The sequence below is a fragment of the Pseudomonas sp. UME65 genome, assembly GCF_014170225.1.
Classification (GTDB): domain Bacteria; phylum Pseudomonadota; class Gammaproteobacteria; order Pseudomonadales; family Pseudomonadaceae; genus Aquipseudomonas; species Aquipseudomonas protegens.
On sequence record NZ_LZZQ01000016.1, the window covers coordinates 802,898 to 821,839 of the forward strand.

The window sequence follows — 18,942 nt, forward strand, 5'->3', positions numbered from 1 at the left end:
ACAGAGGGCGGCCTCGCCGCCCTGTCGGGCTCGTTTCGGCGTGTTCATTACAGCGGCGTAACCGGATAAACCGGCGCCGTCGACAGCAAGACCAATAATATGGCCATGCCTACTGACCAATCTTTATATTAAAACTTACTTGATGCTGATAAAAATCAGACACCTTAAACCCAGGAGATCGGCAATAAGGAGAGTCCATGTCAAACACTACCCATCTCGGTCAATGCGCTTGCGCTGCCTGTAAGTGCGACGCTCTTGCACATCATCAACGGGACGGAAGGCACTACTGCAGTCAAGCGTGTGCCAACCTGCACCCACACGGGCAACCTTGCCCGGCCGCTGACTGCCATTGTGAATCGGGCGTCACCCTCCGTGAGCGTGCCATCAGCGACAGCCAGCTCGATGAAGCTATCGAAGAAACGTTCCCCGCCAGTGATCCTATTTCCCCTTAGTTTTTTTGAGCGCAGATTTCATTCGCCGGATAGCACTTTCATGGGTTCTCCCGGCTTTCTTCCAACAACCGGTCAATCACTGCTTGCCCGCCTCGCAGTCCGGGCGAAGACTGTGCACTGAAGACGCGTAGTTGACGCTCGGCGCTGCTGCCGTCGCGCAGCATTTGCCGTGCTTGGTCGAACACGCCCTCTTCTCCCAACGCACGCGCGGTTTCGCCGAATTGCTGCTCTGCCACAACCAGCCACTGTTCAAGGGATATTGCCGCGGTGTCCGGCGCCAGCGTGAAGCGTCCATGATGTCCGCAACGACGAGCGTGAATGCGATTTTCCTTGAGCAGCCAATGACGTTCAAGGCTGTATTGGCTGCCGGGTGCCGGCAACTGGCAGGCGTGTTTGATCATGATCCGGAACAGTCCGGCAAGAGCCAGCGCGTCGCTCAATCGCGGGCATGCGTCGGTCATGCGCAACTCCAGCGTCGGGTAGCTCAACGAGGGCCGGCAACCCCACCAGACATTTGCATCCTCAGCCAGCGCACCGCTACGTTTCAGTAAGCCCAGGTATTGCTCGAAGCTCTGCTCATCCGGTAGGTATTCAGGGATACCCATGCGCGGCCATTCGTCGCAGAGTACTTGCCGATAACTGCAATACCCACTGGGCTGCCCCTGCCACAACGGCGATGAAACGCTAAGAGCCAGCAGCATCGGCAACCAGGGCAACACCTCGTTCAGCACTGCGATTCGATCAACACCCGCCGGGATCTCTGCGTGAACATGCAGGCCACTGAGCACGCTGCGCTGCGCGACGATCTGGAACTCCTCGAACAAGCGCTGAAAATGGACCTGAGGCGTAGCACGTTGCGCCCGCCAATCAGCCAATGGGTGTACGCCGCTGCATATAAACCCCAGTCCATATCCGGCCAACGCCTGGCTCAACTCGCGGCGCACCCGGCCCAGGTAAGTGGCCGCTTCTGCGGCGTCGTCAAACACTGGAGACGCCACTTCGATCTGGCCCTGGAACATCTCATAAGAGAAGCCATCGCCGATGACCTCGCGGCACGCCGCAAGCACCTGAGCTGGCGGCTCGGCGAGCATGCACCGACTGCGCAAATCTGTAATGAAATATTCTTCTTCAATGCCAAAGCGCTGTGCACGATCCATAGGCATTCAGCTCAGTCGAGTAACGGATAGAACCACCGCTGCGATGCGTTCGACGCGCTCGTAGCCTGGCTGTTCCAGCTCTTCGCCAAACACGTCCGGGTCAAGTTCGTGGTAGGTCCAGCCAAAAGCATCGCTACTCAACATGGCGCGAGCGGATTCAAGGAACAAATCGCGGCCATCGACCATCGCGACCCCGGTGTAGAGCAATAAAGTGCCATCGCGCTCCAAACGTGGCAGCGCTTCGCGCAAAATACGCAGCGACAGCGCTTCGCCCAATTCACCGCCCCCGTGGCGGTAGGAGCGCTGCTGACTGTCCTTCATGTAGGGCGGATTGGCGAGGATCAGGTCAAAGCGACCATCAACGCCGTCGAGCACATCACTGTGGTATACGCTGACGTTCGGTGCTTGGGCGAGTTCGGCGTTGACCGCACTCATGCGCAACGCCTTTGGGTTGATGTCCACCGCGAGCACCTCTGCGTCAGGCCGGGCGCGCGCCACCAGCAAGGCACCGGCGCCCGAACCGCAGCCCACATCCACGGCACGGCGGATCGGCGCAAAGCGTTGGCGCAGGCTCTCTTCGATTACGCTGGCGAAGCGGTAAGTGTCGGGGCCGAAAAAAACCGCATCAGCGTCTTCTGTCGGAAACGCCGAATGCGCCAGCAGCAACGGACCCAGGCTCGACCAGCGCACCCGGCTCCGCCAGCGGCCATGCGCCTTGAAGATGATTCCGGCCTGTTGCAGTTCCTGCCGTTCTTCAGCCTCGAAAACCTCAGCATCGAAGGGCCGTGACCAACCGAATATCCCGCGCGTATCGCTGGCCGGTGCGTTATCCCAACGCGCCATGACCCGTTGATGGGTCAGCGGCGTGGGCGTTATAAAGTGATACCCCTTCGCCTGTAGGCGGCGGCCCAGATTGAGCAGACCCCGATCGGCATGCGATTGGGCCGATGCCCCGGGAGGCGTGACGGACAGTGTGTCTTCCATAGGCAGGGCTCCTTGTCAGTCAGCGCAGAACTGCGCGTAATTCAATAAAACGGCGGGTGGCAAACAAGCCGGCGGGCCGATGATGGCGGTCGGGGCCCAGCCACGGTAATAACAGGGAGAGCACTTGCTCGCCGTCGGGCTCCTGCAGTGCCTTACGGAGTGCCTGAGTTTCAGGGTCATCCAACATTTGCGTGCTTGCGTCCAGCGATACGGGCCGCGCCGGGCGGGTGCGCGCAGTACTTTTTGCATCGCGCCAGTCACCGGCGATCCAGTCCCGCAGCAACTGTTTTTCATAACCGCTGAACACGCCGAACATGGCGGCACCCGCGCCTTCGATCAACTGCCAGAAACGACTGTCTTCGGGGGCGCGGTTGCGCTTGATCCAGCCTTTGTCCTGAAGGGCCTGCAAGAACCCGCGAACCTGCCCGGGCTGCGCCAGCCATTGGTTGACACTCTTACCTTCAAAGCGGCAGTAATCCGAATGCATGTGCTGGCCGAACAGTCGCTTGCGCTCAAGCATTGCCACCAACTCGTTTTCCAAGTCGAACGCCTGGATCACTGCCGTAGAACCCAGTCCGAGGTCGTTCAGTTGATAACCCCGCCGTATCCGTTGCCAATATTCCTCTGCGTCCATCCCGCGCGGCATCAATGCCAGGACCGCTTGCACGGCCCGGCGAGCATGGCCGCTGCTGGCGTTGTCGATGGTCACATGCAAACTGAAATAATAGGGGTCGATGCCCAATTCCTTGAGCTCGTAGGCGCAGATGAGCAAGTGCAACGGCAGTTGCTCATAACCCAGGTTATACCCCAGGATCTCCGGCAAGTGCGACTCGGCGCTTTGACCCAATGCCAGCTGGATGGTGCCTTGGTGAAAGTGCTGGTCTTGCCATGCGAAATCGCCGTCGCAGCCTTGCTCGGCCAGCAGACGCTGGTATATCGCGACATGATTTTGCGTTGGTTCACCATCGCCGAGCTCTTCAAAATAAGTGGTCAAAAGCCCGTCGTAGCGGTAGTCCCGCCAGTGCGCAAGTACACCGTATAGCCAGGCACCGTCCACTTGTTTGGTGGGTGCCACGCATTGCAAAAAGTACAAGGCATGAGCTTTGTTTAGAAAATACCGGCGGCCGCCTCCTTGCATCCGACCATGCAAGTAACGCGCATACTCCTGAGCAACGCTAGAGCAGTTGAGCACCACCCAATCCATAAGTTGGTCGGGCGACGTAGGCAGTGGATTGTCTTCAACGGGACCGAGGCATTCCAACTGCGCTTGCAAAAACTCGGCCGCCCATTGGGAAGATTCAGTGTTCCAATCTGTGAGGAGACGCAGGTACTGGCTGCGCAATGGGCCTTCCCGTAGCCTCTGGTCAGAACTACTAAGCAGGGATTGAAAGACAGTCATGAGAGACTCCTTTGGTCGCATGCAAGGCATATCCGCCAACGGCCACCGGCAGGCAAATACACCCCGAGAGCAACGGGACAAAACAGAAAAACTAAGTAACCGGGGAACGCACGCATGACTGGCTCCATCCGCTTGTTTTTTTCAAGCGCCAGCGACTGCCGGTACCTATTACGGGGGGCGCTTTTTTGCGCGTCCTATTCAGAAAGAGCCGCACACGACGCAATAATTCCATCGGCATGCGCTAAGATCTGACAAAGTGATGGGTTAACCCTTGACGGCCAATTCTGGAAGGCTTCAAGCGGTGGCTGAAGCGTGCGCCACCAGTTGCTGAATCGGTTTGCCCTCATCTACTCAGGGGGACGCGATCATCGTCATTGAGCCAAGGCTGACGCTGTCAAACGCTGGCAGGCAACCCCGGCATCGTTGCGCAGTTGACCATCACAGAACGATCAAATACAGGGTCCGGCCAGCGAAAGCTTATTATCGCTCCACATCATTAAGCATTCCTGTAGGTGGCCGACGTCGGAGCTCAAAATTGTCCCATTGCTCAGGTTTTCGTTGCTCTGCGCAATACATACACACATAAACATCTGGGCTTAAGCCAAGATAATAACCTTTACGTATATAAGGGTGGTTACAACCGCTCGATGGGCGCTCGCCATTAGCTGGTAACTCTTTAGCCATATAAAACCCATAGAAAAAAAGCCCGCACTGAGTACGGGCAAAAAGGAGTTATACCTAGAGGCTGTCTGAGTGAACAGGCTCAGTATTGAGAAACCAAAAACTATGCAGCGGTTTATTTTTTCAACGAAAGGCGACGAAAGACGCGATTAACAAACGAAGCGTAAATCATATGGTAAGTCGATGCTTTAAGATAAACGCATAGAATTTGTGTAGATAAACCAAATCTATCTAAGCGCACACCGGGTTCATTTCCTGCCTTTAGCAAGTCATCAAGTACTCGCAAAGCGTCGCCGAACAAGCCCAAACTGCGCCGTCTAAGATCAGCTCATAACCATGAGTGTTTTCGGTAGGTATTGCTACGCACCCCGCTCTAGCCGACGAGCCATTGCTTAATACGGCGCTCGCATCTGAGGCAAAATCGACGAGTAACGCATATTGAGGGCTGTAACCACAGCGCTCTGCTGCTGCGGCTAAGGCCATCACGATGTCGCGTGTGTAATAACCCTTTTCGTCGCCGGTATTGATGATTGGATCGACGCTCAGCTTCGTTCCATACTCATCCATCACTGGCCCGACCTCTACAGCGATGGTGGTTTCACCTGGTAGGGACACGGATGCGAACATCGCCCCTGCATTGGATTCTTCTTCCGACGTCGTAAATACAAAATATACATCACATGCCAGCTCATCTCGGCGATGGCTCAATTGATGCGCGGCATCAATTATGGCCGCCAAGGGTGCACGGTCATCCAGAAAATGCGCCGCGATGGCGTCACCCACTCGAAACGGTTCACGCCAATGGCGACTCAACACGACCCGCGTACCTGGACGTACGCCTTGAGTGCGCAGGACCGGGGGTGAAGATCGCGTAATCACATGAACGTCATTCCAATGCACATCTCCCGATAACACATCAGCGCCTTGAGGCGCATTCTGCGTCGCATGCATTGAGCCGAAAGACAAAACGCCTGGAATAATTTTGTTATCACCCAGAATATCAACCGGACACATACCGAAATTCACCGGGTTCGCGCCTCCCAGGGCGATAACTCTCAATGTGCCATCTTCATTGACGCTCTTAACCACCATCGCGATTTCATCCATGTGCGCCATGACCCTTACAGCTCCGCGCGATTCGGTAGCCTTCCGCTTACCCTTAATAAGTCCTATGACGTTACCTGCGGTATCAACCCATGTTTCGTCGCAGAGAGGAGTAATGGTTTGCAAGCATATTTCGCGAACCTCATCTTCCTGCCCACCTGGCCCGCGAGCCATCAGGAGTTGAGCTAACAACTCGGAAAGCGTGTTTTGCGGGTTTGAGGCTCTGGAAATAGCTCCACGTTGTGCATCAGACATTTTCGGTCTCTCGCGCAGGCACTTATAAGTGGCAAGCGGCGCCATTGCGACGCCGCCTGGTTTCAAATCACTGCTGTCACTTGGATTCCAACGTTGCAGCCTGATTGCCACCCTGCTCCGCGATCTTTGTCAGCTTTTCATCGGCGCCTTTTTCCTCGGCGAGCGTCGCAGCCAACAACTTTGCAGCGTCGTCATATTTGAGGTGTTTGGCCATCGCTATAAGGGTGCCATAGGCGGCTATTTCATAGTGTTCCACCTTCTGCGCCGCGCCAATCAACGCTGCATCAAGAACGGCGCCCTTCTCGATCTCTTCCAAGAGCTCTTTCGACTCTTCAACCAACCCCTCCATCGCCACGCATTTCATGCGCTTCAATTTTATCCCGGTCAGTTCCACCAATTGATCAATGCGCTCGATCTGGCCCTGGGTTTCTTCCAGGTGTGAGGTAAAGGCCTCCGCCAACAGCGGGTTGGTCGCCGCTTTCGCCAAGCGCGGCAAGGCTTTGGTGATTTGCTTTTCCGCGCTGTAAACATCAGAGAGTTCGTGGATAAACAAATCTTCGACAGTTTTTCTAGCCATTTCGAGACTTCCTTCTGGTCAGTCGGGCGTCGCCTAATCGCGGCGTCCGTATGGGATTCACCGGCAAGCAATATTTGCCGTGCATGAAAACTGACCTGCTCAATTTAAGAGGTGTTCCGAAAGTTTTCGGGGTGACTGATAAAAGGTTCAGAACTAGCCCAGGGCTGTATCAAGAAACATCATGACGCCGAAACCCAGCATCAGGCCTAAGGTCGCTGGTGTCTCATGACCATTGCGATGTGTCTCGGGAAGGACCTCATGGGACACTACAAAAATCATGGCACCAGCTGCCAAGCCGAGAGCGATGGGATACCCCAAGGCAAAGCTACTGGAAATCCCTAAACCGACAATTGCCCCCAAGGGTTCCATCAGCCCCGAACCAACCGCAATCAGCGCGGATCGAAGCGCGCTGATGCCTGTCACTCGTAATGCCAGGGCGACTGCTAACCCCTCCGGAATGTCCTGTATGGCAATTGCGGTTGTCAGAGGCAGCCCCACCTTCATATCGCCGTGGGCGAAGCTCACCCCAATAGCCATGCCTTCTGGCAGGTTATGCAGCGTGATTGCCAGGACGAACAACCAAACCCGATTGATACGCTGCGCGTCCGGTCCCCTGCGTCCGCTTTTCTCGTGTTCGTGAGGGACGAAACGATCAAGGCCAACCATCAGCGCTACGCCCAATCCCAATCCCGCAACAACAACGCATGCTGCGAGCAACTGGTTTGCGCAAAGGGCCTGTGCTGCTTCAATACCAGGGAGAATGAGCGAGAAGGAACTGGCGGCCAGCATCATGCCGGCGGCAAAGCCAAGCATGATGTCTTGCGTACGGGCGGCGATATCTCGCAATGCTATGGCTGCGGCTGCGCCGATAGCTGTCGCAGCGAAACCGGAAAGTCCGCCCAGAAAAGCAAAGTGGAGATTCGCCTTATTGGCACCGACGAATGCGCCATAACCGGAGATGACCAGGAAAACAGCTACACACAACAAGAGTATCCAGAAGGACAATCCTTCCCACCCCGAGCGGGAAATATGTACGAACCAAGCGCGCAAAGGCGCTCCAAACGATGGAGAGGGCTCTGACATTTTTCCTCCACAGCTTTCTGCGTTATGAGCATGAAACGCAGCAATGGGAAACCACCTTTCGCGTTAAATGCAGAGGCTCTGATTCGCAAAGATTGCAGTCAGCCTTTACTGTGCTCGGGCGAAGATGGCCCCTCCTTGATCCCCCGTGGTCCGGCGACTCCCCAGACGACCAAACCCAATACCGGGAAAATGATCAGACCGAGCGCCCACGCGGCTTTGATCCCTACGGTTTTGTCGCTCCGAAACACGCTGACAATGGCCCATAGATCGACAAGCAGAATGAACACGGCGACAGCAATCGCAAAATAGCTGGTGGCTTCAGTCATGGTTTAGCCCTCCTTAGGGTGTTAACGCTTAGGCCCCGCTCGAATACGGACGTTCCAAGAAAATCACAGGCCTCCAGCAAGCACGGATCTGATTTTTTAATTTTCTTTGGCAATGATGGAGATTTTTCCGTTGCGCTCAATTATCGCGAACTTGATCTCTTCCAGCCTCTCGATACCTTGGCTGGAGCGCGCAGCCTCCATTACATCAGCTTCGATTAATCGAGCGTGCCGCAGGCGTCTGTGCAGGAGCTTGCCATTCTCGACGATGATCGTTGGCTCACCATCGATCAGCCTTGATACCCAGCCAGAACGCTGTTTAAGCAGCGATAGACCAACATCAATGGCGATCAGCGTCACGATGACGAGCATGCCGTTGGTAATGGAAAAATCATCGCCCAGCAGCGCTTGCTGGGTGGCTTCGCCGATCATCATCAGCAAGACGAAATCGAAGGTCGTCAGCTCTGCCAATGAGCGACGCCCAGCAATCTTGAAGAGCACCATAAGGGCTAAATACATTGCTCCTGCACGCAAGACAGAGTCCATAGGACACCTAAGGAAAAATGAATTGAACAAGCCTTACGCTGCGAGTGCCAGCTGAGGTGATTTGGCTGCGGAAGAGACCGACCACGTCGCCGCGCAAAGTGATGTACAGCGTCGCCTGTCCATCAGCATCAGTTTGCATCCAGAGTTTCATGCCTTGAGAGGAGCTTCGTGAGCGCAACGGTTCAGGTTGTAATGTTTCAATGCTGAAACCTTCCAGCAACTGCCCAGCCAGCTCCAGCTCAACGGGTGAGTTTGGCCTTTCTGTTAGCGTGATTTTCATCGAATTGGTAGAGCCGTTTCGATGAAACATTTCATATTCGACCCTCACCTTCCCATCGTCGCTACGCACATCTCTCGAACTGAGCAGTCCTCTGGAAAACACGCCCCCGAGCGCCATCACCAAAATTAGAACCAACACGTACCAGCCGACCCGCTCGAAACGCCAAACTTTCAATTGATAGGCCATGTCCTCACGAAGGGGACGGTTTCGGCTTTTCAAGTCTGGATGATCGGTGTCTTCGCTCATCAGGCTTCACCTGTATCGCCGAGCCGTGCGCGGCGATGAAAGTGAGGAAGCTGGCGTAATGCGTATTCCGTGGCTTCCTCTTGAACCTGACAACGTCCGCCGAAGAATCGGTGTTCGTGACTGAACAGATAGCACTCATCATCGGACTGAAACGCCCAGGCAAAACAAATTGTGCCCGCAGGAATACCGTCCACATCGTCGGGGCCGAGTATCCCCGTAGTCGCAATGGCGGCATTTGCAGTGCTGTCTCGTAAAGCCCCCTTCGCCATTTCCTTAGCGACCTCGACGCTCGTCAGGTTGAACCTCTCGATAGTCTGGGGACTAACATGGAGCAATCGTTGCTTGGCCTGTGGCGAATAGACCACATAACCACATTCGATGAATTCGCCGCTGCCTTCCACTTCAGACAATAGCGTGACGATTTTGCCTGCGGTGCAGGACTCAGCCGTGGTCACGACCAAGGCGTGCTCACGCAAGTATTGGACTATCTCATCTGCTATGGGCATGAGCCGAACTCAACGGGAGTATTGTTCGATCGACCACTACAGAAGCCGAACATTCCAAAGATTTCCAACAAATAAAATTTGGGGCGCCATGGGATGCCCACCTCTTATGCGGTAACTTCGGTAGCCGACGAACGGTTAAAATGTAAGAAAGAATTTCAAGCTTTTGGGCGGTCTATCCGTACACACAGCAGGAGTCCACAATCATGAAATTCGCACGGTTCTGCCAAGCACTTTCCAACTGGGCAGGCAGCTCAAAAACCTTTCTTTTGGCTATCGTTTTGATAGGCGTCTGGGGGATCACAGGGCCGTACTTCCATTACAACGACACCTGGCAACTCATCATTAACACGTCGACGACCATCATCACGTTCCTGATGGTATTTCTTATCCAAAATACGCAAAACCGCGACAATGACATTTTGCATCTCAAAATTGACGAGCTGATTCGAGCCACCAAGGAGGCACAAAACGCGAGTCTCTGCTTAGAAAGCATGAGTTCAAAAGAGCTCAGAAAGCTTCGTGACCAGTACAGTTCTCTAGGTAAAAGTGATCAGGGCAATCTCGAGCCGTCCGATACCGATGCCCCACCTGAGCTTGAGGTTCGCCCTCATTCTGAACTGAGCGAATGAGCTCCCGACTATATAGATGCAGAATCGCCGACTGAATAAGGGCATGCCCTCTTTGGTCGTTAAGGCGAAAGAGGGTACCCAAACGAATAAGCCACTCCGGCCAGCTATTGGAAGACCAGCGCTAAGTACGTCTGGCGGTTGCTAACATAACTGCCGCTCCCAGCAGGGTGACACCCGTTATGCGATTGCAGATCGCGAGCTGCCTGGCCGAAGCGTGAAGGGATCGGACAATGCTGCCCGCGAGCGCCCAACCGGTGGCAGCCATGAGTTCAACGGATATGTAGATAGCACTGAGAATAAGCAGTAGGTTGGTTATCGAGACACTTCAATCAGCCACGACAAACTGAGGGACGAACGCTGTGAAGATAAGGATGGCCTTCGGGTTCATCATCGCCGTGATGAACTCACGACGCCCCAAGCTATAGGTTCCGGCGAGGCCGACGCTACTTGGCTCCTTACTCTCGGATCTTTCGCCACCCAGCATCATTTTCATACCGAGAAAGGCGAGGTAAAGAACCCCTGCCCACTTGATGATCTGGAACGCAATTTCGGATGCTTCGAGTACCGCCCCTAACCCGCTAATGACTATTCCGGCGAGGAGCACGAACGCTAAACACCGACCTACCAAGGCGAGGATTGCGGGCCTCAAGCCTTCCCTGACGCGACTGCGCAATCTTCCACGGGTAGGTGCGTGCGACACGATCGCGCCCGAAATGACGTTAAGTACCTTGGCCTAGACCCTCCACTGCACGCCTATAGTTTGCAGTAGCCTTCTCAATCAGCCGTCTACGATCTTCACGGGTGATAAACCCTTCCTCGCAATACTCCTCTGCAAGGCGCAGTAATTCGTCATACTGCTGAGGAGCGCTCATTCGAACCTCAGGGTGCTCAAGGAGCTCGTACCAGGTTGTCAACGCTTGTGCTTTTCTGTCTTCATACATAATGAACGTCTCCACAATGTTAACCGTAGAGGCGAGAGCTATTAAACGGTTCAAGCACGGCGATGAACGGATATGCCAGAAAGCTGTCACCCGCTCTAACCCAGGGGGCAGTCTCCACCTACGAGTGTTCACTGACCGAGTCGATGACTTTTTTCCGCATATTCCGCTGTGGCTTTTTACCGCCGTCCTAAATCGGCGTCATTAAGTGACTTCGTATCGAACCTCCCCCTATGTGCTTCTCTCGACTAACTCATGCGACATTGGCTACACGTTCTCTGTCATCCAACATTTAGAGACGCGTCGGTGAACAACCAAAAAACCGTCGCGGGGCTCAGATGATTCTGTTGGCAGCCCAAGGCTGCACGCGGGTAGAAATTACTCGGTTGCCTAGACTCTCGCTCCCTGTGATCACGGGTGGTGTCGGCGTTTCCAAGATCGGCGGCTCGACGGTTTGCTCGATAAAGCAAGTTGGGACCGCAAGCCAAATTTGCCTCTTGACGCTGTGCACCATGCCCTTGAGCAGGTCACTCAACCACGCATCGGTAAGCCCCGTTGGAGCTGCCGAGGCATGACCCAAGCGGCTGAGATCTCGGCCACCAGCGTGCATAGAAGACGGGCTGTCAATGGTTTGAAATCGCCGCTTATCCGTACCGTCAAACTGCCCATCGAGTCGCCATCGTTGTCCTGCACTACGGAAGAACTACACAAAGACGCTGGGCGGATAGTAGTGCATCCGCATCGGACGAGTAGGAAACGCGGCTTCGCTAGCCGGTTACGCCCACTTAGATTTAACTGCAAAGAATATCTTGGCTTTGCGGGGCTGGGTGGATGACTTGGGCGGACACGTACCCAGATTTTTCGTAAGCGTCCGGCCAACACGCCTTGAAAGTATACGTCCGGGTAACCCACCTTTCTGACTCCAACGTGTACTTATTACAAACACGCTATCGCCACTTATCAACGCACGCGAGTGATCGGAATGTTACCGACGTACGGTTTGGTGAGGATCAAACACTCAACGCCATGGGCTCTGGCTGATGGCACTATGAAGATTGACTTCGACGGTGAGTAACAGCGATGCAAACTCGGCGGCTGGGCAACGAGCAGTTACGCGCGATGATAACGAGCCAGATAGACCTTCGCGATGCCCTCAGGATATTGGCAGCTCGGGCACCTGTGATGAATTCGCGTCGCTTAGAGTCTGCGTATTGGGGGTTGCTTTCACTGCTAATCCTCAGCGCAGATCTTTGTGCGTTGATGATTGGCGAAATGATCGTCAAGGAAATGAACTGCCTAGGCGATCAGCGTGATTGGCATTCAACGGAATGTTAAGCGTTTCAATTTATGTTAAGCGTCTACCCGACACACTGCGTGCTGGAATGGTCGCACCATCGGCGCGGGAGCAATTCGGTGATTTCACTCGCGCGCTGCGTTGCCAGCCGCGTCAGCACATCTTTGAGATAGGCATACGGATCATGCCCATTCATACGCGCCGACTGGATCAAACCCATGATTGCCGCTGCGTAGAGGCCCAGCAAACAACCAGTTGGAGCGGCCGAGTGCCCACGGCCGTATCTGGTTTTCGACCGCGTTATTATCTATGGGCGCTGCCCCGTCCTCGGAATATCGAGCCAGTGAGCCCCAGCGCTTTAGCAATAGCCGATCCTTCGGGCACAAGATCGCGCTGGGCCAGTATCCAGGCATGTAGCGCATTGAGTATTGGCGCCCCTTTTTCCTGACGTATTCTCCCGCGATTTTCGTAAGTCATATCTGGCGCTTGCCGTTCGATTTCGTACAACCCGCCAATCAAGTGAAGCACCTGCTCGGCCAGTTGGCTTTTGTTGGTCGCATGCAGATCAAAGAACTTGCGGCGGGCATGCGCCATGCGGCCGATTTCAGTGATACCTTGCTGGAAGCTTGCTTTGCAACCGGCGAAGTCGTCGCACACCAACTTGCCATTCCACTGGCCAAGGAAGTTGTGCGCATGCTCGCCCGCACGACTCGGGCTGAAGTCATAAACAACTGCCCTGAGCGGCGAAAACGGCGTAGTGCAGTAAGCCCAAACGTAGGCACGATGGTTTTTCTTCCGGCCCGACGCGAGCATGTGCACCGGTGTTTCGTCAGCGTAGATCACACCTTGGGCAAGTATCATTTCGCGTAACGCATCGACAAGCGGCTGAAGCTGCACTCCGGTTTGGCCGATCCATTGCGCCAGTGTCGAGCGAGCAATTGCCAGGCCGGCACGGCCAAAGATTTTCTCTTGCCGATACAACGGCAAATGGTCAGCGAACTTGGCCACCATCACATGAGCCAACAGGCCTGCGGTCGGGATGCCTTTGTCGATCAATTGCGCCGGTACCGGTGCCTGGATAAGCGCTTCACACTCGGGCATGCCCATTTTCCACGGACGTGTTGCTCGACCCTGAATACGCCCGGCGTGGAATCCAGCTTCTCGCTGACGTCTTCGCCGACGCGCTGAAGTTGGCAGCCGCACACGCACTGGGTGTTCTCTGGTTCGTGACGGATCACAATTCGTGGAAACTGTGGCGGCAACGGCGCACGCTTAGGTTGCTGACGCGGTTCGGCTGGTGCGGCGGGCGGATTGACCGCCTTTAACTCAGCCTCCATTGCTGCGATATCAGCATCAAGCAGCTCGTCGAACAGGCTGCCCTGATCAGGGCTAAGTTGCTCGCTGCGCTTCGCGAACTTGTGCCGTTTGAGCAGTGCGATTTCGTGGGTGAGCTGTTCGTTGACCGTTTCGATCCGCTGAATCTTCTTGCCCGACAGCAACTACGTAGCGAAGGCACGCAGTTGATCGGGGGGCATGTGATCGAGATTGGGCGAGGAAGTCATTTTTACCAAAGGTCGCTTGCGGTAGTAGGTCAAGGCGCGAATTACAGCCTTTTAAAGCAGTGTGATTGCACGGCCAGCTCCAACCCTTTGCCAAGGTAAACCGAGCACCAAGGCATGAAGTTGCTCGGCATCCAGCTCCATTTCACCGCTTTGTCGAATGCCAGGCCAATGAAATATGCCTTGGTTCAACCGACGTGCAGCCAGCCAAACGCCTATCCCGTCGTGCACCAGCTCTTTCATACGGGTAGCGCGGCGATTGGCGAACAGATAAGCGCAGTGCGGCTTCGCCGCACTGAACACCGTAATCACTCTGGCCAGCGCTGTTGCAGTGCCGGCACGCATGTCCATGGGTTCGGTGGCGAGCCAGATAACATCGATGCGAATCATTGCGTGAGCCCACGGACAAAGCGGGCACATCCTTCAGGATCAGAAGTTGGCCATTTCACTGTGACCGACTGATCGCTAAACGGTAGATCGATTCTCCGACGTTTCAGTCGGCCGTTTTGGCGTAGATTTCACTAGAATAAAAGCAGGTAGCATTGCTGGCGGCTGATCTCGGTACAGCGGCATCCATTTTCGAATTAAGTTAGCGTTGATGCCATGGCTTATGGCGACGCCAGAGATGGTCGCGCCTGGTTGCAGGCATTCCTGAACAACCTGGACTTTGAACGATTTGGGATAAGAGCTTCGTTGGCGCATGGAATTCCTGACGTTAAGGGCGATAGCGTCCGCTTAAAAATACGCGGACACCATCGCCCTTAATACCGGAGTTCGGAAGGTGACTTGGCCGGACGCTTACGATTTTTCATCATGACGCGAGCTGCGTTCCGTTAGCGATACTTTATTTGCCGCGTTCAGTAAGAAACGTTGAACGTAAACCAGAGCTATCGCTCATAAGTTTATGGGCGCTACTGCCCATCAAAATATGAAGAGGAAATTAACATGGCAAATGTACTAAAAACTTGCGCACTTACCCTATTTGTCAGCTTAGCCACCCAAGGTGCATTCGCAGCTCACGATGACGACTTTGTGGAAGAGGCCTCCGCCAAGGGGGTTGCTGAAGTCGAGACTGGCAAGCTCGCCCAAGAAAAGGGCAGTGTCACCGATGTTAAGAGCTTTGCCGAGATGATGGTCCAAGATCACACGGCGGCCAATGCAAAACTAAAATCCATAGCAGACGCGAAGAACTTAAAAGTGTCAGACAGCGCGGAGTTGATGGATAAGGCTAAGGCGGCAATCTTGGAACTGCGCACTGCTAAATCTTTCGACCAAGCCTATGCCAACAATCAGGTTAAGGCGCATGAGGCCACGATTGCACTCTTCGAGAAAGAAGTCTCTGAGGGCAAGGACGCTGAAATTAAAGCGTTTGCCACTGAAACACTACCTAAACTGAAGATTCATCTGGAGCATGCCAAGACGCTGTCCGAGGCTCACGGTGGCGATACGAATTAATAGAATGGGAGCCTTCTATACGCCTCCCTCGTTCAACGCCAGTGCGAAATTCAGCTGCAATAATAAAGGCAGAAATGTATAAGATAGTTACGCCACATGGGTTATTGATACGTCTCTTGCCTAACACTTACGCAGTGCACGTGGTGGCTGGCCTTACAGGAGCGATGTGTGTGTGTGTGTGTGGAAAGGAGACCGGGCAGATGTCGAGGTGCACTGCCCGGCCACTCCTTACTTCTGCGTAAAATTCGTTGGATATCAGATCCCGGACCTACGCTAGAAGTCTACTGGCTGAACATTTTGAAACCTGTGGGCCTACATCTGACACGCCGCAGCAGACCAATCCGTAATCACCTTCGGCTGTGATGCCTTAACTCATTGAGCACGCACTCTGCCTGAGTTAGCTTGATCCCTTATCCAAACAATCACCCCGGATTGACTGGATGTCCACTCTCGCCAAACCCAGCAACTGCGCCGTGACTTGAAAGAGGCTGCGGCCCCGCTCAACTTATGGGGCGCAGACTTGACGCATTTTTCCGTAAAACTATCGAATAATGCCCTAGAACATAAAACCCGCGAATTGCGAGCGCGTCAAAGTTTCCTAGGTTCAGGATCAGCTTGCAGGTTATGTGGATGTCTTTGAGCCGGAAAGGGTTGTGCAGGGAAGATGAGTAACCGCTCCGGTGTGTATTTCGCTGCACTATAACAGGTGCCAAACACATAACCCAGAATACTAAACATTCCTGAAATCCGAACCGTTGGTTCTTAATAGGCGTATGCAAATCCCATGATCGCGAAGCGTGATTCGTATCATAAGCGCTTTTTAAGCGTCGGCACCGGGAGTGCGGCCCCTTCATAATTCGCTTTCAAATAACGATATTACTTATCTTTCTTGGACAAAAGCAAGGTTTTTGTATGGATATCGGACTAACCCTAGAGGGATGGTGGATCCAACCGATACTTCCTAATTTTTGCATTTATCACTTCTGCGTAATCGGTACGACCGACTACGCGCATCAAGCGAAAGCTTTACGACAAGTTAAAATACCGACCAACAAAGAGAAAGCGGGCGCACCCGAGGAAGGTGCTTGAGGGTGCCCGCCTGGCTGCAGAGCATTGCGCCATTAATGCCGGATCAATCCAATCTATATCCATCAAGGCCGAAAAATAAAATATGATGCTGCAAATACGGCGAGCCTTGAACAGGCTCTACAACACGATATTGGCGTGCTTCTGCTGGGACGTATAGCCAGACTGTTGAGGTGATTTTTTGCGTCAAATGCTCGATACATCCAGATGGTCGATGCATAAGTGCAAAACGAAAACAACTTCCAAGACTATTAGCAAACTCGCTATGGATGGATCGACAGCTACCAAAAACCGGAACTGAGAGCCGCTTTCTAGCGTGCGAACGCGGCACGTTCGACCATTACGGATTTACAACCGTTAACTTAACCCAGCGTCCGGCTTTTTGTAACTGAAACAAATCAATACGCCAGCGATCCCAGCGGTGCTTGGACGACCGGTACCGCTTCGTTTTATCTGCGCCGACAGATGGCATGATCCAGTCTGAACCCCCGTCCGCCTCCAACAGTCGGAAAAGATTGGCAGAGCTTCCCATTTCACCGTCCCGAAAGAGGATTTCTCTATGAAAATTTCAGAGGTAATGACAACAGGCGTACGAACAGTTAAACCTACCGATACAATCGGATACGCAGCACGACTGATGGAGAGTATCGATAGCGGCGCCATTTTGATCGAAGATCAAGAACGCCTAATCGGCATGGTCACTGACCGAGACATCGCCCTTAGAGGCGTCGCCAAGGACCTAGCTTCGGATACCCCTATCAGTGAAATAATGAGCGGAGACATCCGGTATTGCTTCGAGGATGAAGAAGTTGACCATGTAGCTCAAAATATGGCCGATATTCAACTTCGTCGCTTACCTGTGCTCAGTCGTGAGAAGCGACTAATGGGCGTGGTTTCGCTAGGTAATATTGCCAGCGCCAGATCTCAAAACGCATCCGCTACAGTTCTTGAAGGGGTGGCACAACCGCGATAACAATTATAGATTGCTAAGCCCGGCCAGCGCCGGGCTTCTTGTCTCTGCTAAGACAATCTGGATGAACGCATAACTGAACCATTGGATCACCCCAGACATCTACGATTACAGCCTGTAGGCCTCAGCCATGCTTATTCAGGAACACTCAACCCTTCTCAAGAACGGAATTTCTCAGCTCTTGGTCGTTGCGCCGAGTCTTCCTTCTCCCTCGCTGACAATGCCGCTGATAATTTGACACGCCTGCGCGATCTCATAGAGTGGGAGATAATCACGGGAGACTTCGAGTATGTCCAGGTCGTTGACCCCCTTGGATTTATAAGGACTTTTTGAAAAGATAGCCCCATGAACAAAAGAAAGCTCAACTACAGGATGAGTGCAGATCGGGTCCAAAGAAGTGATGAAAATGCTGGACATCGCCGATCACCCTCATCGGATACGCCACCACGATTCGATTTCCCAAACCGATTAAGAATGGCCACGCAGGCCTATGGCTTCATAGCCAGCGAGTAGCGCCAAGAATTACAGTGACCGTCTGCTGCCCAGCTCCTTCTCAATCAAAGGCTGCCACGGCACCAAACTATTTCACATGCCATTGTCCGGCATCGCGTAGAGCACTGATCAGATTCAAATCCAAAATCATGTGTTCGTGAGAGAAATGGCATAATATGCCAATAGTCGAAAGGACCTGTATGTCCAGAGCTGGAGCTAATCATGGCGACGCGAAACGTTGTACTCACCCCTCACCAGGAACAGGTTATCCATGACCTGGTTCAGTCCGGTCGTTATCAGAATGCCAGCGAAGTGATGCGAGAAGGTTTACGTTTATTGGAGCAGCGCGTCGCCGAAGACACCGCCAAAATTGAGGCCCTGCGTCAAGCGACCTCTATCGGCATCATGGATCTTGAGCACGGGCGCTTTACTCAGGTGAACGAAGGGGATCTGGAGCACTACCTCGAGGGCTTGAGCCTGGAGGCAACCCTCCCCGCGAGAGAGAAACACTGAGCATGCCGCGGTATCGGATTTCCAACTCGGCACGCGCCGACATTGTCGACATCCTCAGGATCTCCCAGACGCAGTTCGGCGATCAAGCACGCCAGCGCTATCAGACGCTGATCCTCACGGCGCTGCAAGCTCTTGCCAGCGCGCCTTATTGCATTGGCAGCCACGACCGCGATGAGCTTGCACCGGGCCTTCGCAGCTATCACCTCATCTATTCACGCCAGCAGGCCAAACACCCCCATGGGACGGTCAGAAGCCCACGCCACGTCGTATTTTATCGTCTGGCAAATGACGACCTGATCGAAGTCGTCCGACTCCTTCATGACGCCATGGAAGTGCAGTTGCACTTGCCTAACGACTGATCAGCGACCTGGCCCAACGGTTTGACCGGCCATGAACAGCGAAGGTAAGGCGCC

Annotated in this window: 20 protein-coding genes and 1 pseudogene; 6 read left to right on the forward strand and 15 right to left on the reverse strand. The window is 54.0% G+C overall.

Translation table 11 applies throughout. The features are described 5' to 3' along the window. Positions 1 to 197 precede the first annotated feature (197 nt). Positions 198 to 452, forward strand: coding sequence for a metallothionein family protein (locus A9971_RS28825; protein ID WP_174395366.1), 255 nt, complete (start codon positions 198 to 200; stop codon positions 450 to 452). A 38-nt stretch (positions 453 to 490) separates the two neighbouring features. On the opposite strand, the gene A9971_RS28830 is transcribed toward A9971_RS28825, so the two are convergent. From A9971_RS28830 to A9971_RS28875, 10 genes are all read right to left on the reverse strand, one after another. Then, the gene (locus tag A9971_RS28830) at positions 491 to 1,609 is read right to left on the reverse strand and encodes a carboxylate-amine ligase (protein ID WP_404944728.1); all 1,119 of its coding nucleotides are present in this window, start codon (positions 1,607 to 1,609) and stop codon (positions 491 to 493) included. Between the two features lie 6 nt (positions 1,610 to 1,615). After that, positions 1,616 to 2,593, reverse strand: a complete 978-nt coding sequence (locus A9971_RS28835; protein WP_174395364.1) for a class I SAM-dependent methyltransferase — start codon at positions 2,591 to 2,593, stop codon at positions 1,616 to 1,618. A 19-nt stretch (positions 2,594 to 2,612) separates the two neighbouring features. Next, complete coding sequence (locus A9971_RS28840; RefSeq protein ID WP_174395363.1) at positions 2,613 to 3,992, reverse strand: iron-containing redox enzyme family protein; 1,380 nt, start codon at positions 3,990 to 3,992, stop codon at positions 2,613 to 2,615. A 942-nt stretch (positions 3,993 to 4,934) separates the two neighbouring features. After that, positions 4,935 to 5,951 (reverse strand): M42 family peptidase, encoded by a 1,017-nt coding sequence (locus tag A9971_RS28845; protein WP_254616265.1) that lies wholly within the window; start codon positions 5,949 to 5,951, stop codon positions 4,935 to 4,937. 157 nt (positions 5,952 to 6,108) lie between these two features. Beyond that, positions 6,109 to 6,609 (reverse strand): ferritin-like domain-containing protein, encoded by a 501-nt coding sequence (locus A9971_RS28850; RefSeq protein ID WP_078828204.1) that lies wholly within the window; start codon positions 6,607 to 6,609, stop codon positions 6,109 to 6,111. Positions 6,610 to 6,762: 153 nt separating this feature from the next. Beyond that, positions 6,763 to 7,692 carry a ZIP family metal transporter gene (locus A9971_RS28855; protein ID WP_183000321.1) on the reverse strand — a complete coding sequence of 310 codons (930 nt, stop codon included), beginning with the start codon at positions 7,690 to 7,692 and terminating at the stop codon, positions 6,763 to 6,765. A 98-nt stretch (positions 7,693 to 7,790) separates the two neighbouring features. Next, entirely contained in the window at positions 7,791 to 8,018 is a 228-nt protein-coding gene (locus A9971_RS28860; protein ID WP_174395359.1) for a PLD nuclease N-terminal domain-containing protein, read from the reverse strand. Between the two features lie 96 nt (positions 8,019 to 8,114). Next, positions 8,115 to 8,561, reverse strand: a complete 447-nt coding sequence (locus A9971_RS28865) for a DUF421 domain-containing protein (protein ID WP_174395358.1) — start codon at positions 8,559 to 8,561, stop codon at positions 8,115 to 8,117. Positions 8,562 to 8,568: 7 nt separating this feature from the next. Further along, positions 8,569 to 9,087 (reverse strand): hypothetical protein, encoded by a 519-nt coding sequence (locus A9971_RS28870; protein ID WP_174395357.1) that lies wholly within the window; start codon positions 9,085 to 9,087, stop codon positions 8,569 to 8,571. Continuing rightward, positions 9,087 to 9,593 (reverse strand): CinA family protein, encoded by a 507-nt coding sequence (locus A9971_RS28875; RefSeq protein ID WP_174395356.1) that lies wholly within the window; start codon positions 9,591 to 9,593, stop codon positions 9,087 to 9,089. The genes A9971_RS28870 and A9971_RS28875 overlap by 1 nt, the downstream gene beginning before the upstream one ends. 203 nt (positions 9,594 to 9,796) lie before the next feature. Between A9971_RS28875 and A9971_RS28880 the strand changes: the two genes are divergently transcribed. Next, positions 9,797 to 10,222, forward strand: coding sequence for a low affinity iron permease family protein (locus A9971_RS28880; RefSeq protein ID WP_138452794.1), 426 nt, complete (start codon positions 9,797 to 9,799; stop codon positions 10,220 to 10,222). A 325-nt stretch (positions 10,223 to 10,547) separates the two neighbouring features. Here A9971_RS28880 and A9971_RS28885 read toward each other — a convergent pair whose 3' ends face one another. The 4 genes and pseudogenes from A9971_RS28885 to A9971_RS33380 form a co-directional block, all read right to left on the reverse strand. Further along, positions 10,548 to 10,922: a LysE family translocator gene (locus A9971_RS28885; RefSeq protein WP_183000322.1), complete on the reverse strand. Its 375-nt coding sequence runs from the start codon at positions 10,920 to 10,922 to the stop codon at positions 10,548 to 10,550. A 1,596-nt stretch (positions 10,923 to 12,518) separates the two neighbouring features. Beyond that, positions 12,519 to 13,953 (reverse strand): annotated as a pseudogene (tnpC, locus tag A9971_RS28890) (IS66 family transposase). Between the two features lie 114 nt (positions 13,954 to 14,067). Continuing rightward, complete coding sequence (gene tnpB, locus A9971_RS28895; protein WP_183000323.1) at positions 14,068 to 14,403, reverse strand: IS66 family insertion sequence element accessory protein TnpB; 336 nt, start codon at positions 14,401 to 14,403, stop codon at positions 14,068 to 14,070. A 75-nt stretch (positions 14,404 to 14,478) separates the two neighbouring features. After that, positions 14,479 to 14,715, reverse strand: coding sequence for a transposase (locus A9971_RS33380; RefSeq protein WP_183000324.1), 237 nt, complete (start codon positions 14,713 to 14,715; stop codon positions 14,479 to 14,481). 243 nt (positions 14,716 to 14,958) lie between these two features. On the opposite strand from A9971_RS33380, the gene A9971_RS28905 reads away from it, so the two are divergent. Further along, positions 14,959 to 15,468: a DUF4142 domain-containing protein gene (locus tag A9971_RS28905; RefSeq protein ID WP_183000325.1), complete on the forward strand. Its 510-nt coding sequence runs from the start codon at positions 14,959 to 14,961 to the stop codon at positions 15,466 to 15,468. Positions 15,469 to 17,113: 1,645 nt separating this feature from the next. Then, a complete protein-coding gene (locus tag A9971_RS28910) occupies positions 17,114 to 17,527 on the forward strand; it encodes a CBS domain-containing protein (protein ID WP_183000326.1) in 414 nt (137 codons plus the stop codon). A 171-nt stretch (positions 17,528 to 17,698) separates the two neighbouring features. Here A9971_RS28910 and A9971_RS28915 read toward each other — a convergent pair whose 3' ends face one another. Continuing rightward, the gene (locus A9971_RS28915; protein ID WP_183000327.1) at positions 17,699 to 17,941 is read right to left on the reverse strand and encodes a hypothetical protein; all 243 of its coding nucleotides are present in this window, start codon (positions 17,939 to 17,941) and stop codon (positions 17,699 to 17,701) included. A gap of 297 nt (positions 17,942 to 18,238) precedes the next feature. Here A9971_RS28915 and A9971_RS28920 point away from each other — a divergent pair, with 297 nt between their 5' ends. Further along, complete coding sequence (locus A9971_RS28920) at positions 18,239 to 18,529, forward strand: type II toxin-antitoxin system ParD family antitoxin (RefSeq protein ID WP_032698686.1); 291 nt, start codon at positions 18,239 to 18,241, stop codon at positions 18,527 to 18,529. A 2-nt stretch (positions 18,530 to 18,531) separates the two neighbouring features. Next, positions 18,532 to 18,888 (forward strand): type II toxin-antitoxin system RelE/ParE family toxin, encoded by a 357-nt coding sequence (locus A9971_RS28925; protein ID WP_183000328.1) that lies wholly within the window; start codon positions 18,532 to 18,534, stop codon positions 18,886 to 18,888. The last annotated feature ends 54 nt before the right edge of the window (positions 18,889 to 18,942 follow it).

Coding starts and splice junctions, on each gene's coding strand:
- A9971_RS28825 (WP_174395366.1), top strand. CDS start 198: ATGTCAAACACTACCCATCTCGGTCAATGCGCTTGCGCTGCCTGTAAG.
- A9971_RS28830 (WP_404944728.1), bottom strand. CDS start 1,609: ATGGATCGTGCACAGCGCTTTGGCATTGAAGAAGAATATTTCATTACA.
- A9971_RS28835 (WP_174395364.1), bottom strand. CDS start 2,593: ATGGAAGACACACTGTCCGTCACGCCTCCCGGGGCATCGGCCCAATCG.
- A9971_RS28840 (WP_174395363.1), bottom strand. CDS start 3,992: ATGACTGTCTTTCAATCCCTGCTTAGTAGTTCTGACCAGAGGCTACGG.
- A9971_RS28845 (WP_254616265.1), bottom strand. CDS start 5,951: ATGGCTCGCGGGCCAGGTGGGCAGGAAGATGAGGTTCGCGAAATATGC.
- A9971_RS28850 (WP_078828204.1), bottom strand. CDS start 6,609: ATGGCTAGAAAAACTGTCGAAGATTTGTTTATCCACGAACTCTCTGAT.
- A9971_RS28855 (WP_183000321.1), bottom strand. CDS start 7,692: ATGTCAGAGCCCTCTCCATCGTTTGGAGCGCCTTTGCGCGCTTGGTTC.
- A9971_RS28860 (WP_174395359.1), bottom strand. CDS start 8,018: ATGACTGAAGCCACCAGCTATTTTGCGATTGCTGTCGCCGTGTTCATT.
- A9971_RS28865 (WP_174395358.1), bottom strand. CDS start 8,561: ATGGACTCTGTCTTGCGTGCAGGAGCAATGTATTTAGCCCTTATGGTG.
- A9971_RS28870 (WP_174395357.1), bottom strand. CDS start 9,087: ATGAGCGAAGACACCGATCATCCAGACTTGAAAAGCCGAAACCGTCCC.
- A9971_RS28875 (WP_174395356.1), bottom strand. CDS start 9,593: ATGCCCATAGCAGATGAGATAGTCCAATACTTGCGTGAGCACGCCTTG.
- A9971_RS28880 (WP_138452794.1), top strand. CDS start 9,797: ATGAAATTCGCACGGTTCTGCCAAGCACTTTCCAACTGGGCAGGCAGC.
- tnpB (WP_183000323.1), bottom strand. CDS start 14,403: ATGATTCGCATCGATGTTATCTGGCTCGCCACCGAACCCATGGACATG.
- A9971_RS33380 (WP_183000324.1), bottom strand. CDS start 14,715: ATGCGCCAACGAAGCTCTTATCCCAAATCGTTCAAAGTCCAGGTTGTT.
- A9971_RS28905 (WP_183000325.1), top strand. CDS start 14,959: ATGGCAAATGTACTAAAAACTTGCGCACTTACCCTATTTGTCAGCTTA.
- A9971_RS28910 (WP_183000326.1), top strand. CDS start 17,114: ATGAAAATTTCAGAGGTAATGACAACAGGCGTACGAACAGTTAAACCT.
- A9971_RS28915 (WP_183000327.1), bottom strand. CDS start 17,941: ATGTCCAGCATTTTCATCACTTCTTTGGACCCGATCTGCACTCATCCT.
- A9971_RS28920 (WP_032698686.1), top strand. CDS start 18,239: ATGGCGACGCGAAACGTTGTACTCACCCCTCACCAGGAACAGGTTATC.
- A9971_RS28925 (WP_183000328.1), top strand. CDS start 18,532: ATGCCGCGGTATCGGATTTCCAACTCGGCACGCGCCGACATTGTCGAC.